This window comes from Escherichia sp. AM3 (assembly GCF_032029835.1).
In the GTDB taxonomy this organism is placed as follows: domain Bacteria; phylum Pseudomonadota; class Gammaproteobacteria; order Enterobacterales; family Enterobacteriaceae; genus Escherichia; species Escherichia coli.
On record NZ_JAVUPQ010000008.1, the window covers coordinates 1 to 15,116 of the forward strand.

The 15,116-nt window shown below is 51.8% G+C and carries 14 protein-coding genes; 9 read left to right on the forward strand and 5 right to left on the reverse strand.

Features of this window, described 5'->3' with window-relative positions:
• The 8 genes from RTW80_RS31260 to RTW80_RS05595 all read left to right on the forward strand — a co-directional run.
• Positions 1–61: IS1 family transposase (locus RTW80_RS31260; RefSeq protein WP_071528444.1), on the forward strand; the 61-nt coding region annotated here is incomplete at its 5' end.
• Entirely contained in the window at positions 58–351 is a 294-nt protein-coding gene (gene mqsR, locus RTW80_RS05565) for a type II toxin-antitoxin system toxin MqsR (RefSeq protein WP_312718653.1), read from the forward strand. The genes RTW80_RS31260 and mqsR, both read left to right, overlap by 4 nt.
• A gap of 1 nt (position 352) precedes the next feature.
• Positions 353–748, forward strand: a complete 396-nt coding sequence (gene mqsA, locus RTW80_RS05570) for a type II toxin-antitoxin system antitoxin MqsA (protein ID WP_000650107.1) — start codon at positions 353–355, stop codon at positions 746–748.
• Between the two features lie 132 nt (positions 749–880).
• Positions 881–2,488, forward strand: a complete 1,608-nt coding sequence (locus RTW80_RS05575) for an ABC transporter substrate-binding protein (RefSeq protein WP_001295629.1) — start codon at positions 881–883, stop codon at positions 2,486–2,488.
• Between the two features lie 137 nt (positions 2,489–2,625).
• Positions 2,626–4,884 carry a DNA topoisomerase IV subunit A gene (parC, locus tag RTW80_RS05580; protein WP_032247867.1) on the forward strand — a complete coding sequence of 753 codons (2,259 nt, stop codon included), beginning with the start codon at positions 2,626–2,628 and terminating at the stop codon, positions 4,882–4,884.
• 233 nt (positions 4,885–5,117) lie between these two features.
• Positions 5,118–5,855, forward strand: a complete 738-nt coding sequence (gene plsC / locus RTW80_RS05585) for a 1-acylglycerol-3-phosphate O-acyltransferase (protein ID WP_000965722.1) — start codon at positions 5,118–5,120, stop codon at positions 5,853–5,855.
• Positions 5,856–5,929: 74 nt separating this feature from the next.
• Positions 5,930–7,342 carry a cell division protein FtsP gene (ftsP, locus tag RTW80_RS05590; protein WP_000059388.1) on the forward strand — a complete coding sequence of 471 codons (1,413 nt, stop codon included), beginning with the start codon at positions 5,930–5,932 and terminating at the stop codon, positions 7,340–7,342.
• A gap of 110 nt (positions 7,343–7,452) precedes the next feature.
• A complete protein-coding gene (locus RTW80_RS05595; protein ID WP_000095187.1) occupies positions 7,453–9,672 on the forward strand; it encodes a YgiQ family radical SAM protein in 2,220 nt (739 codons plus the stop codon).
• Between the two features lie 42 nt (positions 9,673–9,714).
• Here RTW80_RS05595 and yqhH read toward each other — a convergent pair whose 3' ends face one another.
• The 4 genes from yqhH to yqhD all read right to left on the reverse strand — a co-directional run bounded on the left by yqhH (position 9,715) and on the right by yqhD (position 13,244).
• Positions 9,715–9,972 carry a lipoprotein YqhH gene (gene yqhH, locus RTW80_RS05600; protein ID WP_000848528.1) on the reverse strand — a complete coding sequence of 86 codons (258 nt, stop codon included), beginning with the start codon at positions 9,970–9,972 and terminating at the stop codon, positions 9,715–9,717.
• A gap of 50 nt (positions 9,973–10,022) precedes the next feature.
• On the reverse strand, positions 10,023–10,949 hold the full coding sequence (locus RTW80_RS05605) for a YbjP/YqhG family protein (protein WP_000691619.1): 927 nt from the start codon (positions 10,947–10,949) through the stop codon (positions 10,023–10,025).
• A gap of 199 nt (positions 10,950–11,148) precedes the next feature.
• Positions 11,149–11,976: a 2,5-didehydrogluconate reductase DkgA gene (gene dkgA / locus RTW80_RS05610; RefSeq protein ID WP_000013149.1), complete on the reverse strand. Its 828-nt coding sequence runs from the start codon at positions 11,974–11,976 to the stop codon at positions 11,149–11,151.
• Positions 11,977–12,080: 104 nt separating this feature from the next.
• On the reverse strand, positions 12,081–13,244 hold the full coding sequence (gene yqhD / locus RTW80_RS05615; RefSeq protein WP_001058802.1) for an alcohol dehydrogenase: 1,164 nt from the start codon (positions 13,242–13,244) through the stop codon (positions 12,081–12,083).
• Positions 13,245–13,437: 193 nt separating this feature from the next.
• Here yqhD and yqhC point away from each other — a divergent pair, with 193 nt between their 5' ends.
• Positions 13,438–14,337: a DNA-binding transcriptional regulator YqhC gene (gene yqhC / locus RTW80_RS05620; protein WP_001298382.1), complete on the forward strand. Its 900-nt coding sequence runs from the start codon at positions 13,438–13,440 to the stop codon at positions 14,335–14,337.
• A 39-nt stretch (positions 14,338–14,376) separates the two neighbouring features.
• On the opposite strand, the gene yghB is transcribed toward yqhC, so the two are convergent.
• Entirely contained in the window at positions 14,377–15,036 is a 660-nt protein-coding gene (gene yghB, locus RTW80_RS05625) for a DedA family general envelope maintenance protein YghB (protein WP_000268419.1), read from the reverse strand.
• Between the last annotated feature and the right edge of the window lie 80 nt (positions 15,037–15,116).

Genomic DNA, 15,116 nt, shown 5'->3' on the forward strand with positions numbered 1-15,116 from the left:
ATCGGTGGAGCTGCATGACAAAGTCATCGGGCATTATCTGAACATAAAACACTATCAATAAGTTGGAGTCATTACCCACGTTTGAGTCAGGTTAAAAAACTTGTCAATGCCGGGCAAGTTCGTACAACACGTAGTGCCCTGTTAAATGCAGATGAGTTAGGTTTGGATTTTGATGGTATGTGTAATGTTATCATTGGATTATCAGAGAGCGACTTTTATAAAAGCATGACCACCTACTCTGATCATACTATCTGGCAGGATGTTTACAGACCCAGGCTTGTTACAGGCCAGGTTTATCTTAAAATTACGGTAATTCATGACGTACTGATCGTCTCGTTTAAGGAGAAGTAATATGAAATGTCCGGTTTGCCACCAGGGAGAAATGGTTTCTGGCATTAAAGATATTCCATACACCTTCCGTGGACGAAAAACAGTATTGAAAGGTATCCACGGTTTATATTGTGTCCATTGCGAAGAGAGCATCATGAATAAAGAAGAGTCAGATGCTTTCATGGCGCAAGTAAAGGCATTTCGGGCTTCGGTGAATGCCGAAACAGTGGCACCTGAATTTATAGTGAAGGTTCGAAAAAAGCTCTCTCTTACCCAAAAAGAGGCAAGCGAAATTTTTGGGGGAGGTGTAAATGCGTTTTCGCGTTACGAAAAAGGCAATGCCCAACCTCATCCTTCCACAATCAAACTTTTACGTGTTCTGGATAAGCATCCAGAACTATTGAATGAAATCCGTTAATTAATGGAAAAGCGGGGGCAACTCGCTTTTTTCTTTACCGGAGTGTGAGCCAAATCACTCGCGATAAGTTTGAGCGAACAATGCTACAGGCGTATTGTTGTTGGGCTTATAATTTCTCCGGTAAGGAATACCATGTATACGCGAAATTTATTATGGCTGGTCAGCCTGGTAAGTGCGGCTCCTCTCTACGCTGCTGACGTTCCCGCCAACACACCGCTCGCCCCGCAACAAGTCTTTCGTTACAACAATCATAGCGACCCAGGTACGCTCGACCCGCAAAAGGTGGAGGAGAATACTGCCGCGCAGATTGTGCTGGATCTGTTTGAAGGTCTGGTATGGATGGACGGTGAAGGCCAGGTGCAGCCCGCTCAGGCTGAACGCTGGGAGATACTGGACGGCGGCAAGCGCTATATTTTCCATCTGCGTAGCGGTTTGCAGTGGTCCGACGGTCAGCCTCTGACGGCAGAGGATTTTGTCCTCGGCTGGCAGCGCGCGGTTGACCCGAAAACGGCAAGCCCTTTTGCTGGCTATCTGGCACAGGCGCACATTAACAATGCCGCAGCTATTGTTGCGGGTAAAGCAGATGTTACATCGCTGGGTGTCAAAGCGACGGATGATCGTACTCTTGAAGTTACGCTTGAGCAGCCGGTTCCTTGGTTCACGACGATGCTCGCCTGGCCGACGCTGTTCCCGGTTCCTCATCATGTCATCGCTAAACATGGCGATAGCTGGAGTAAGCCAGAGAACATGGTTTACAACGGTGCCTTTGTGCTTGATCAGTGGGTAGTTAACGAAAAGATTACTGCACGCAAAAATCCAAAGTACCGCGATGCGCAACATACAGTATTGCAACAGGTTGAGTATCTGGCGCTAGATAATTCGGTCACCGGCTATAACCGCTATCGCGCGGGAGAGGTCGATCTCACCTGGGTTCCGGCGCAGCAAATTCCCGCCATTGAAAAATCACTGCCTGGCGAGCTACGAATTATTCCGCGTCTGAACAGCGAATATTACAACTTCAACCTTGAGAAACCGCCATTTAACGATGTGCGAGTGCGTCGGGCGCTATATCTTACGGTTGATCGACAGCTTATTGCGCAAAAGGTACTGGGGTTGAGAACGCCCGCAACCACGCTGACGCCGCCAGAGGTAAAAGGCTTTAGCGCGACGACGTTCGATGAACTGCAAAAGCCAATGAGTGAGCGCGTCGCGATGGCAAAAGCCTTGCTGAAACAGGCGGGATACGACGCCTCTCATCCGCTACGCTTTGAGCTGTTCTACAACAAGTACGATCTGCATGAAAAGACCGCGATAGCGTTGTCTTCCGAATGGAAAAAATGGCTGGGTGCACAGGTGACGCTGCGCACAATGGAGTGGAAAACCTATCTTGATGCCCGACGAGCCGGTGATTTCATGCTGTCTCGGCAGTCGTGGGATGCGACGTACAATGATGCTTCCAGCTTCCTGAACACGCTCAAAAGCGATAGTGAAGAAAACGTCGGTCACTGGAAAAATGCGCAGTATGACGCCTTACTAAACCAGGCCACGCAGATCACTGATGCGACAAAGCGTAATGCGTTGTATCAGCAGGCAGAAGTGATCATCAACCAACAGGCACCGCTGATTCCTATCTACTATCAGCCGTTAATCAAACTGCTTAAACCCTACGTTGGCGGTTTTCCGCTGCATAATCCCCAGGATTATGTCTACAGCAAAGAGTTGTATATCAAGGCACATTGATGCCTTTATCGCCGTCGGAGCACGTCCGGCGGCGCTATTCACGCTGATCTCCTGTGACTCGACGCGGCAGATAATGTAGTATCTCCGGCAATATTGCCCCTTTGAAGGCTGGCGAATAAGTTGAGGAATCAGAATTAATGAGCGATATGGCAGAGCGCCTTGCGCTACATGAATTTACGGAAAACGCCTACTTAAACTACTCCATGTACGTGATCATGGACCGTGCGTTGCCGTTTATTGGTGATGGTCTGAAACCTGTTCAGCGCCGCATTGTGTATGCGATGTCTGAACTGGGCCTGAATGCCAGCGCCAAATTTAAAAAATCGGCCCGTACCGTCGGTGACGTACTGGGTAAATACCATCCGCACGGCGATAGCGCCTGTTATGAAGCGATGGTCCTGATGGCGCAACCGTTCTCTTACCGTTATCCGCTGGTTGATGGTCAGGGGAACTGGGGCGCGCCGGACGATCCGAAATCGTTCGCGGCAATGCGTTACACCGAATCCCGGTTGTCGAAATATTCCGAGCTGCTATTGAGCGAGCTGGGGCAGGGGACGGCTGACTGGGTGCCAAACTTCGACGGCACTTTGCAGGAGCCGAAAATGCTACCTGCCCGTCTGCCAAACATTTTGCTTAACGGCACCACCGGTATTGCCGTCGGCATGGCGACCGATATTCCACCGCATAACCTGCGTGAAGTGGCTCAGGCGGCAATCGCATTAATCGACCAGCCGAAAACCACGCTCGATCAGCTGCTGGATATCGTGCAGGGGCCGGATTATCCGACTGAAGCGGAAATTATCACTTCGCGCGCCGAGATCCGTAAAATCTACGAGAACGGACGTGGTTCAGTGCGTATGCGCGCGGTGTGGAAGAAAGAAGATGGCGCGGTGGTTATCAGCGCATTGCCGCATCAGGTTTCAGGTGCGCGCGTACTGGAGCAAATTGCTGCGCAAATGCGCAACAAAAAGCTGCCGATGGTTGACGATCTGCGCGATGAATCTGACCACGAGAACCCGACCCGCCTGGTGATTGTGCCGCGTTCCAACCGCGTGGATATGGATCAGGTGATGAACCACCTCTTCGCTACCACCGATCTGGAAAAGAGCTATCGTATTAACCTTAATATGATCGGTCTGGATGGTCGTCCGGCGGTGAAAAACCTGCTGGAAATCCTCTCCGAATGGCTGGTGTTCCGCCGCGATACCGTGCGCCGCCGACTGAACTATCGTCTGGAGAAAGTCCTCAAGCGCCTGCATATCCTCGAAGGTTTGCTGGTGGCGTTTCTCAATATCGACGAAGTGATTGAGATCATTCGTAATGAAGATGAACCGAAACCGGCGCTGATGTCGCGGTTTGGCCTTACGGAAACCCAGGCGGAAGCGATCCTCGAACTGAAACTGCGTCATCTTGCCAAACTGGAAGAGATGAAGATTCGCGGTGAGCAGAGTGAACTGGAAAAAGAGCGCGACCAGTTGCAGGGCATTTTGGCTTCCGAGCGTAAAATGAATAACCTGCTGAAGAAAGAACTGCAGGCAGACGCGCAAGCCTACGGTGACGATCGTCGTTCGCCGTTGCAGGAACGCGAAGAAGCGAAAGCGATGAGCGAGCACGACATGCTGCCGTCTGAACCTGTCACCATTGTGCTGTCGCAGATGGGCTGGGTACGCAGCGCTAAAGGCCATGATATCGACGCGCCGGGCCTGAATTATAAAGCGGGTGATAGCTTCAAAGCGGCGGTGAAAGGTAAGAGCAACCAACCGGTAGTGTTTGTTGATTCCACCGGTCGTAGCTATGCCATTGACCCGATTACGCTGCCGTCGGCGCGTGGTCAGGGCGAGCCGCTCACCGGCAAATTAACGTTGCCGTCTGGGGCGACCGTTGACCATATGCTGATGGAAAGCGACGATCAGAAACTGCTGATGGCTTCCGATGCGGGTTACGGTTTCGTCTGCACCTTTAACGATCTGGTGGCGCGTAACCGTGCAGGTAAGGCTTTGATCACCTTACCGGAAAATGCCCATGTTATGCCGCCGGTGGTGATTGAAGATGCTTCCGATATGCTGCTGGCAATCACTCAGGCAGGCCGTATGTTGATGTTCCCGGTAAGTGATCTGCCGCAGCTGTCGAAGGGCAAAGGCAACAAGATTATCAACATTCCATCGGCAGAAGCCGCGCGTGGAGAAGATGGTCTGGCGCAATTGTACGTTCTGCCGCCGCAAAGCACGCTGACCATTCATGTTGGGAAACGCAAAATTAAACTGCGCCCGGAAGAGTTACAGAAAGTCACTGGCGAACGTGGACGCCGCGGTACGTTGATGCGCGGTTTGCAGCGTATCGATCGTGTTGAGATCGACTCTCCTCGCCGTGCCAGCAGCGGTGATAGCGAAGAGTAATATGCCGGGGAGGGCGCTGTTTCCTCCCGCTTGCAAGGAACGCCGGATGAAACGTTAAGTCGTCATCCGGCAGCGTATTCAACCCCCGGAAACGATAAAAATTCCCTTGAAACCGTTGTTTATTCATGCGTTGCGATTAACAATACGCTTTTCCAGAGAGCGGCTTTTAACAATGCCCTAACCTGATTTCAGGTGACGTACAATGCCAGTCTCTCAGACCTTCAGAGGGTGTTATGCTATATATCTTTCGTCTTATTATTACCGTGATTTACAGCATCTTAGTCTGTGTATTCGGCTCCATTTACTGCCTTTTCAGCCCGCGTAACCCGAAACATGTGGCCACCTTTGGGCATATGTTTGGCCGTCTTGCGCCGCTGTTTGGCCTGAAAGTTGAGTGCCGTAAACCTACAGACGCTGAAAGCTACGGCAATGCTATCTATATCGCTAACCACCAGAACAACTATGACATGGTGACAGCATCGAACATCGTGCAACCGCCGACGGTGACGGTAGGTAAAAAGAGCTTGCTGTGGATCCCCTTCTTCGGGCAGTTGTACTGGTTAACCGGCAACTTATTGATCGACAGAAACAATCGCACTAAAGCTCACGGCACCATTGCGGAAGTAGTGAATCACTTCAAAAAACGCCGTATTTCCATCTGGATGTTCCCGGAAGGAACCCGCAGCCGTGGTCGCGGCCTGCTACCGTTCAAGACTGGAGCATTTCACGCGGCAATTGCGGCGGGCGTCCCGATTATTCCCGTGTGCGTCTCTACAACTTCGAATAAGATTAATCTTAATCGACTGCACAACGGTCTGGTGATTGTCGAAATGCTGCCGCCAATTGACGTCAGTCAGTATGGCAAAGATCAGGTTCGTGAGCTGGCTGCCCATTGTCGTTCGATAATGGAACAAAAAATCGCCGAGCTCGATAAAGAAGTCGCAGAACGCGAAGCCGCCGGAAAAGTTTAAGTCGGCAATCTGTATTTTTGCGGGGAACACTTTCCTGCACGGTATTACTTTAGCCAGTTTTACATGGAGCAAATATGTCACTCAGTCGGCGTCAGTTCATTCAGGCATCGGGGATTGCACTTTGTGCAGGCGCTGTTCCCCTGAAGGCCAGCGCAGCCGGGCAACAGCAACCGCTACCCGTTCCGCCGCTACTTGAATCTCGCCGTGGGCAACCGCTGTTTATGACTGTACAACGTGCGCACTGGTCATTTACGCCAGGGACACGCGCGTCGGTCTGGGGAATCAATGGTCGTTACCTGGGGCCGACTATCCGCGTCTGGAAGGGCGACGATGTTAAGCTTATTTACAGCAACCGCCTGACAGAAAATGTCTCAATGACGGTGGCCGGGCTACAGGTACCAGGCCCGCTGATGGGCGGTCCGGCACGGATGATGTCGCCAAACGCTGACTGGGCACCCGTACTGCCCATTCGCCAGAACGCAGCTACTCTGTGGTATCACGCCAATACTCCCAACCGCACGGCTCAGCAGGTCTATAACGGCCTTGCCGGAATGTGGCTGGTGGAAGATGAAGTCAGCAAGTCGCTGCCTATCCCCAACCATTATGGTGTGGATGATTTTCCGGTCATTATCCAGGATAAACGGCTGGATAACTTTGGTACGCCAGAATACAACGAACCGGGAAGCGGCGGCTTTGTTGGTGATACGCTGCTGGTTAACGGTGTACAAAGCCCGTACGTTGAAGTCTCGCGTGGCTGGGTGCGCTTGCGACTGCTGAACGCGTCGAACTCTCGTCGCTATCAACTACAGATGAACGATGGTCGCCCGTTACATGTGATTTCTGGCGATCAGGGATTCCTGCCTGCTCCTGTATCGGTGAAGCAACTTTCGCTGGCACCGGGCGAGCGCCGCGAGATTCTGGTGGATATGAGCAACGGCGATGAAGTGTCGATCACCTGTGGCGAAGCGGCGAGCATTGTTGATCGTATTCGTGGCTTCTTTGAGCCATCCAGTATTCTGGTTTCTACCCTGGTGCTAACGCTGCGCCCAACCGGCCTTCTGCCGCTGGTCACAGACAGTCTTCCGATGCGCTTGCTGCCAACTGAAATCATGGCTGGTTCGCCAATTCGCAGTCGCGATATCAGTCTGGGTGATGACCCGGGTATTAATGGACAGCTGTGGGACGTCAACCGTATTGATGTCACCGCGCAGCAAGGAACGTGGGAACGCTGGACGGTACGCGCGGACGAGCCGCAAGCGTTCCATATTGAAGGCGTAATGTTCCAGATCCGTAACGTGAATGGCGCGATGCCGTTCCCGGAAGACAGAGGCTGGAAAGATACCGTTTGGGTTGACGGACAAGTGGAGCTGCTTGTTTATTTCGGTCAGCCTTCCTGGGCGCACTTCCCGTTCTACTTCAACAGTCAGACGCTGGAAATGGCGGACCGTGGCTCGATTGGGCAACTGTTAGTCAATCCGGTACCGTAATCTTCATACTCGCCCGAGGAGGGCGAGTATGGAATACTTTTCGATTTCTCTTTCGTTCCGGCTTATAATCCCCGGCCTTTGATTATTTTTTTATCATTTCTGGAAGCAAAATGAGCTCTATCTCCCTGATCCAACCGGATCGCGACCTGTTCTCCTGGCCGCAGTACTGGGCCGCCTGTTTTGGACCGGCACCGTTTTTGCCGATGTCTCGTGAAGAGATGGATCAACTTGGCTGGGATAGCTGCGACATCATTTTGGTTACTGGCGACGCGTATGTCGATCACCCAAGCTTCGGGATGGCGATTTGCGGTCGTATGCTGGAAGCACAGGGCTTTCGCGTCGGGATCATCGCCCAGCCAGACTGGAGCAGCAAAGACGATTTCATGCGTCTGGGTAAACCGAATCTGTTTTTCGGTGTTACTGCTGGCAACATGGATTCGATGATCAACCGTTATACCGCCGATCGCCGTTTACGTCATGACGATGCCTACACGCCGGATAACGTCGCGGGTAAGCGCCCGGATCGCGCCACACTGGTTTATACCCAGCGTTGTAAAGAGGCGTGGAAAGATGTACCGGTGATCCTCGGCGGTATTGAGGCTAGTCTGCGCCGTACCGCACATTATGATTACTGGTCCGATACCGTGCGCCGTTCCGTGCTGGTGGATTCGAAAGCCGACATGCTGATGTTTGGTAACGGTGAGCGTCCGCTGGTGGAGGTGGCGCACCGTCTGGCGATGGGCGAGCCGATTAGTGAAATCCGCGATGTGCGTAATACCGCGATTATCGTGAAAGAGGCGCTGCCTGGCTGGAGCGGCGTGGATTCCACCCGTCTTGATACCCCTGGAAAAATCGACCCAATCCCGCATCCGTATGGTGAAGATTTGCCGTGCGCGGATAACAAACCGGTGGCACCGAAAAAGCAGGAAGCCAAAGCCGTAACCGTGCAGCCACCGCGCCCGAAACCGTGGGAAAAAACCTACGTGTTGCTGCCTTCTTTCGAGAAAGTGAAGGGCGATAAAGTGCTGTACGCCCATGCTTCGCGTATTCTGCACCACGAAACCAACCCAGGCTGTGCCCGCGCATTGATGCAAAAACACGGCGACCGCTATGTGTGGATCAACCCGCCTGCTATTCCGCTTTCTACCGAAGAGATGGACAGCGTTTTTGCGCTGCCATACAAGCGCGTGCCACATCCGGCCTATGGCAATGCCCGTATTCCGGCTTACGAAATGATCCGTTTTTCGGTCAACATTATGCGTGGCTGCTTTGGCGGCTGCTCTTTCTGTTCTATCACCGAGCACGAAGGGCGCATTATTCAGAGCCGTTCCGAAGATTCGATCATTAATGAGATCGAAGCGATCCGCGACACCGTTCCAGGTTTTACGGGCGTGATTTCCGATCTTGGTGGGCCAACTGCCAACATGTATATGTTGCGCTGCAAATCGCCACGCGCTGAACAAACTTGTCGCCGTTTGTCGTGCGTTTATCCGGATATTTGTCCGCACATGGACACGAACCACGAACCAACGATCAACCTCTATCGCCGTGCGCGTGATCTGAAAGGCATTAAAAAGATCCTGATTGCCTCTGGTGTGCGTTATGACATAGCCGTAGAAGATCCGCGCTATATCAAAGAACTGGCGACCCATCACGTCGGCGGTTATCTGAAGATTGCCCCGGAACATACCGAAGAAGGGCCGTTATCGAAGATGATGAAGCCGGGCATGGGCAGCTATGACCGCTTTAAAGAGCTGTTCGATACTTACTCAAAACAGGCAGGTAAAGAGCAGTATCTGATCCCCTATTTCATCTCCGCGCACCCCGGTACGCGTGATGAAGATATGGTGAATCTGGCGCTGTGGCTGAAAAAGCACCGCTTCCGCCTCGACCAGGTGCAGAACTTCTATCCGTCGCCGCTGGCGAACTCAACCACCATGTATTACACCGGGAAAAACCCGCTGGCGAAGATTGGTTATAAGAGCGAAGACGTCTTCGTACCGAAGGGCGACAAACAGCGTCGTTTGCATAAAGCGTTGTTGCGTTACCACGATCCGGCAAACTGGCCGTTAATCCGCCAGGCGCTGGAAGCGATGGGCAAAAAGCATCTGATTGGCAGCCGTCGCGATTGCTTAGTGCCTGCGCCAACCATTGAAGAGATGCGTGAAGCTCGTCGCCAGAACCGCAATACCCGTCCGGCGTTGACGAAACATACGCCGATGGCGACCCAGCGTCAGACGCCTGCTACGGCAAAAAAAGCGTCGTCTACGCAATCTCGTCCGGTGAATGCTGGTGCGAAGAAACGGCCTAAAGCGGCGGTTGGACGTTAAAAAATATCCCCGGCAACTGACACGCTACCGGGGATTTTTTTATCATTCTGCGTACATACGCAAGCAGCGCAGGCAATCAAAATAGTCCTGAGCATCAAGACGCGTATTGGCTCTGTTAGCTTCGGATTTGGCAGCATAGATTTGTGGGCGTAGTGCTTTCATATCCTGCTCAAGCCGGGCGATTTTGGCATTTAATGTTTGCACATTGCTCGCCAGCTGATTGACCTTTTGCTCATTGACGCAGCCACTGAGCAAGCAGGTTGCCAGAACAACAGCTCCCACGGTGAAAATCGTTTTCATATAGTGTTCCCTTTTATTTATTGTTCCGGCTAATTGTTATTTAATTCAGCTCATTGCTTTAATCTGGCGGCAGTTTTTGCCTCAATCTGCTTAAGTAGGCTGCCGCTGTTCGGGCGGATAAAATCAGCGATTTCCCACTTGCCTTCGCGCCGCTGTAAAACCAGTTCTTGCTCTTCGTTGTTGCCATTGGTCAGCGTAAAACGAACATGAATGCGGGCGGAATCGGCGGTTTTCTCCAGGACTCGAATTTCATCAACGCGTGAAAATAGCGACTCTTCGCCAAAACAGATCGGATTGTCGTAAATAAATTGCCGTTCTATTTGCATATCTTCATCGGGATTATTGGCCGTCTTGAAGGTGGTTTTATAGAAGGCATTAACCGCCTGGCGGTAAGAGTCGGAAACCACCCACGTCCACGGCCAGCTATAATCAGCAATATGTTCAAAGAGTTCGGCAACAAAGGCTTCCGGCTGTTCTTTTTGCAACGAAGCTAAAGCGGCCAGCGTTTTTTCATTCTCGCTATTAACTGCTTGTAAGACGCTGCCATGATTGCTGACAATATCGTCAATGACCCAACGACCATTTTCCGCCACCATTTTCAGTGTCTGCGTGGTCTTTTCTTTATCATCTTTAAAGATACGAAAGCGCACAACGGCATCGGCATGATCGGCGTCAGTTTGGGTTATCGCAACGCTTTCTAGCACCAGATCGCCAAAATCCTGACAATCACAAACCGGATCATAATCCAGCCAGCCAATATTGCCCGGCAGCGTAAGATTGTCGTTCAGGGTAAGCGCCTGTTGAATACGCGCAGAAGTTATCGCCCGCTCTCCGGTTTCACCAAAATAAGGGGCAGTGGCATCTGATTTATAGTTCTGATAAATATGCCGGACTGTTTGTTCTACGGTCTGTGAGGGGGGCTGTGCGTGTACGGTAAAACTTGCCAGGGCTGCTAAAAACAGAAGTATTATTTTCATCTGTTTTTCACCTCTCCGTTGCGTTTATCCCGGATATAGATGAGTTGTTCTTTTAAGAGCTTCCGGCTCTGCATGATGATGTCCTTATATTTGGCATTCCTGAACAAGGAAGAGTAACAACGGGCGGGACGCGAGGGGAATAAATGATTTCTGAAAAGTCCGGTAGCGGAACATTACCGCCACCGGGAGAATTTGCATGTTAGCCGCCGAACTGGTCAGGATCGGGACCGAGACGCTTGCCCTGATCGAGTTTTGCAATTTCGCCGAGTTCGTCTTTGTCGAGACGGAAATCCCAGACATCAAAGTTTTCGGCAATACGTGAAGGTGTGACCGATTTCGGGATCACCACCAGGCCGCTATCCAGATGCCAGCGGATAACAATCTGCGCCGGGGTTTTGCCGTATTTATCTGCCAGATCGCGAATGACTTTCTGATCGAAAACGCCTTTCCCTCCTTGCGCTAATGGGCTCCAGGATTCGGTCTGGATTTTGTGTGTCGCGTTCCAGGCGTGTAGCTGGCGTTGTTGCATCAGCGGATGAAGTTCGATCTGGTTTATCACAGGCGTCACGCCAGTTTCATCAATCAGGCGTTGCAGGTGATGGATCTGGAAGTTGCACACGCCGATGCTTTTGATTAATCCCTCTTTTTGCAATTCGATCATGCCTTTCCATGCTTCGACATAATGGTCGATAGCGGGAACGGGCCAGTGCATTAAGTAGAGGTCGATATAATCAAGCTGGAGTTTTTTCAGGCTGTCGAGCAGGGCTTCGCGGGGGCGCTTGTGGTCGTCGTTCCACAGCTTAGTGGTGATGAACAGTTCTTCTCTGTTGACTGAGGCATTTTTCAGGGCTTTGCCGACACCTTCTTCGTTCTTGTAGGCCGCGGCGGTATCAATCGAGCGATAACCCACTTCTAACGCTTTTTGAATGGCGGTGATTACTTCCTCATTACTTGCTTGCCAGACGCCCAGTCCCAGCTGGGGCATGACATTGCCATCCTGTAGCTTAATAACGGTTGGATTAGCCATACGTTCCTCCTTTATATGAACTCACCGGAGCAGGCTCCGGTGAGGTGTTGTGAACTTAAGTCTGGACGAAATGCCCGAAAACGAAAGTTTGAGGCGTAAAAAGCTTAGCGGGCGGCTTCGTATATACGGCGGCTGACATCCAACGTAATGTCATGATTTTCGCCCAGTTGGGTCATGCCGTGCTCTTCCAGTTTTTTCAGCAAAGCCGGGATGGAGCTGCCGTCCAGACCGTAGTCGGAGAGGTGGGTCGGCACGCCTAATTGCTCAAAGAAATTGCGGGTTGCGGCAATCGCGGCGTCAATACGCTCATCATCGGAACCTTCAGTGATGTTCCAGACGCGTTCAGCATATTGCAGCAGCTTAGCGCGCTTGGTATCGCGTTTTTCATTCCACAGTGCAGGCAGGACGATAGCCAGTGTTTGCGCGTGATCCAGACCGTGCATCGCAGTCAGTTCGTGGCCCAGCATATGCGTTGCCCAGTCCTGCGGTACGCCAGCGCCAATCAAACCGTTCAGCGCCTGAGTCGCCGCCCACATGACGTTGGCGCGCACATCGTAGTTTTCTGGCTCTTTCAGGGCTTTCGGACCATCTTCGATTAGCGTCAGCAAAATGCCTTCTGCGAAACGGTCCTGAATTTTGGCATCAACCGGTTTGGTAACATACTGTTCCACGGTGTGTACAAAGGCGTCCACTACGCCGTTAGCCACCTGACGCGGCGGCAGGGTGTAGGTATAAACCGGATCGAGCACGGCAAATACCGGCTGAACATGGGCAGAATGGAACGCCTGCTTGTCGCCTGTGGTTTTACGGGAGATCACCGCGCCTGCGTTGGATTCTGAACCGGTTGCTGGCAGCGTCAGCACACAGCCCATCGGGATGGCGCTTTTAATCTCTTTACCGCCCGTTTGCAGAATGTGCCACGGATCGATATTTTCCGGATAGTTAGCCGCTGCGGCGATAAATTTGGTGCCGTCCAGTACAGAACCGCCGCCAACCGCCAGCAGGAAAGTCACTTTCTGTTCGCGAACCAGTTTCACGGCGTTCATCAGCGTTTCATAAGCCGGGTTTGGCTCAATACCGCCAAATTCCAGCACGTCCATGCCTTTCAGGGCATCCAGAACTTGATCGAGAACGCCGGTTTTTTTCACGCTGCCGCCGCCGTAGGTAATCAATACGCGAGCATCGTGAGGAATTTGTTCGCGTAAACCAGCGATTGCGCCTTTACCAAACAGAATGCGGGTTGGGGTGTGCAGATTAAAGTTGTTCATTACTTGCTCCCTTTGCTGGGCCAATATGAGGGCAGAGAACGATCTGCCTGATGTTTTTCATTGTGATCGCCAGCGCCCTGGCTCTCAATGCTCATTTCTGCCAATGTCTTGCCTATTTCTCCAGAGTGCTGGAGAAATGCTACAAAATTGCGCACAATCAAATTGCCGCATTATTCCTAAGAAATTACGCGATATGAAACGTGAAGAGATTTGCCGCTTGCTGGCGGATAAAGTTAATAAACTGAAAAATAAAGAAAATAGTTTGTCAGAACTGTTGCCCGATGTGCGTTTGTTGTATGGCGAGACACCTTTCGCACGTACACCGGTGATGTACGAGCCTGGCATCATAATTCTCTTTTCCGGGCATAAAATCGGTTATATCAATGAACGCGTGTTTCGTTATGATGCCAATGAATACCTGCTGCTGACGGTGCCGTTGCCGTTTGAGTGCGAAACCTATGCCACGTCAGAGGTGCCGCTGGCAGGGTTGCGTCTCAATGTCGATATTTTGCAGTTACAGGAACTGTTGATGGACATTGGCGAAGATGAGCATTTCCAGCCGTCGATGGCAGCCAGCGGGATTAACTCCGCCACGTTATCAGAAGAGATTTTATGCGCGGCGGAGCGGTTACTCGACGTGATGGAGCGACCACTGGATGCGCGTATTCTCGGCAAACAGATCATCCGCGAAATTCTGTACTACGTGCTGACCGGACCTTGCGGCGGCGCGTTACTGGCGCTGGTCAGTCGCCAGACTCACTTCAGTCTGATTAGCCGCGTGCTGAAACGGATTGAGAATAAATACACCGAAAACCTGAGCGTCGAGCAACTGGCGGCAGAAGCCAACATGAGCGTATCGGCGTTCCACCATAATTTTAAGTCTGTCACCAGCACCTCGCCGTTGCAGTATTTGAAGAATTACCGTCTGCATAAGGCGCGGATGATGATCATCCATGACGGCATGAAGGCCAGCGCAGCAGCGATGCGCGTCGGCTATGAAAGCGCATCGCAATTTAGCCGTGAGTTTAAACGTTACTTCGGTGTGACGCCGGGGGAAGATGCGGCAAGAATGCGGGCGATGCAGGGGAATTAAATACGTTCCCGGTACAGCAGCCGGGAACGGGGAAAATCGTCAGGCGTTACAGTATTTTTTTTTAATCACCACAAACAGCGTGCCTAACAAGCCAGCGGTTAACAAGGCAATTGGCAGGATCATCAGGAACGTCATTACCTGATCTTCATGGCGTTTAACGAACGGAATCATACTTAAGGCATAGCCAAAACTGGTTACCACGCTGACCCACAGCAATCCACTTAACCAGTTGAAAAACTGGAAGCGGCGGTTTGGCAGACCGGAAATTCCCGCCATGGTTGGCAGCAGCGTACGGACAAATGCAAGAAAACGTCCAGCCAGCAGCGCCAGCAGACCGTGGCGGTCAAACATGCAGGTGGCGCGCTGGTGATATTTAGCAGGAAGCTGTGCCAGCCAGCCTTTCACCGTTTTGGTATTCCCTAACCAGCGCCCCTGAATATAACTTAGCCAGCAGCCCAGACTTGCTGCGGCGGTCAGAATCGCAATCGTAGGCAGAAAATCCATAACCCCCTGGGCAATCAATGCGCCTGCCAGTATCAACAAGCTGTCGCCTGGCAAAAATGAGGCGGGCAGCAGGCCGTTTTCTAAAAACAGCGTGGCAAACATGACAAAGTAAACAACGCTAACAATATGAGGATCCGCCAGCGCGGCAAAGTCGTGTTGCCAGAGCGCAGCGATGATATCTTGAATAACAGCCATGGACTTTCCTGTGGAACAGCGTTTAAGCCTTTATCTGCCTATTGTACTCCTGATTCGTCCGGGACGCCTTGATCCCGGAC

What these genes read in the sequence shown, in the direction of transcription:
- mqsA (WP_000650107.1), top strand. Translation starts at nt 353, where the DNA reads ATGAAATGTCCGGTTTGCCACCAGGGAGAAATGGTTTCTGGCATTAAA.
- plsC (WP_000965722.1), top strand. Translation starts at nt 5,118, where the DNA reads ATGCTATATATCTTTCGTCTTATTATTACCGTGATTTACAGCATCTTA.
- ftsP (WP_000059388.1), top strand. Translation starts at nt 5,930, where the DNA reads ATGTCACTCAGTCGGCGTCAGTTCATTCAGGCATCGGGGATTGCACTT.
- RTW80_RS05605 (WP_000691619.1), bottom strand. Translation starts at nt 10,949, where the DNA reads ATGAAAATAATACTTCTGTTTTTAGCAGCCCTGGCAAGTTTTACCGTA.
- parC (WP_032247867.1), top strand. Translation starts at nt 2,626, where the DNA reads ATGAGCGATATGGCAGAGCGCCTTGCGCTACATGAATTTACGGAAAAC.
- yghB (WP_000268419.1), bottom strand. Translation starts at nt 15,036, where the DNA reads ATGGCTGTTATTCAAGATATCATCGCTGCGCTCTGGCAACACGACTTT.
- RTW80_RS05595 (WP_000095187.1), top strand. Translation starts at nt 7,453, where the DNA reads ATGAGCTCTATCTCCCTGATCCAACCGGATCGCGACCTGTTCTCCTGG.
- yqhH (WP_000848528.1), bottom strand. Translation starts at nt 9,972, where the DNA reads ATGAAAACGATTTTCACCGTGGGAGCTGTTGTTCTGGCAACCTGCTTG.
- RTW80_RS05575 (WP_001295629.1), top strand. Translation starts at nt 881, where the DNA reads ATGTATACGCGAAATTTATTATGGCTGGTCAGCCTGGTAAGTGCGGCT.
- dkgA (WP_000013149.1), bottom strand. Translation starts at nt 11,976, where the DNA reads ATGGCTAATCCAACCGTTATTAAGCTACAGGATGGCAATGTCATGCCC.
- yqhC (WP_001298382.1), top strand. Translation starts at nt 13,438, where the DNA reads ATGAAACGTGAAGAGATTTGCCGCTTGCTGGCGGATAAAGTTAATAAA.
- yqhD (WP_001058802.1), bottom strand. Translation starts at nt 13,244, where the DNA reads ATGAACAACTTTAATCTGCACACCCCAACCCGCATTCTGTTTGGTAAA.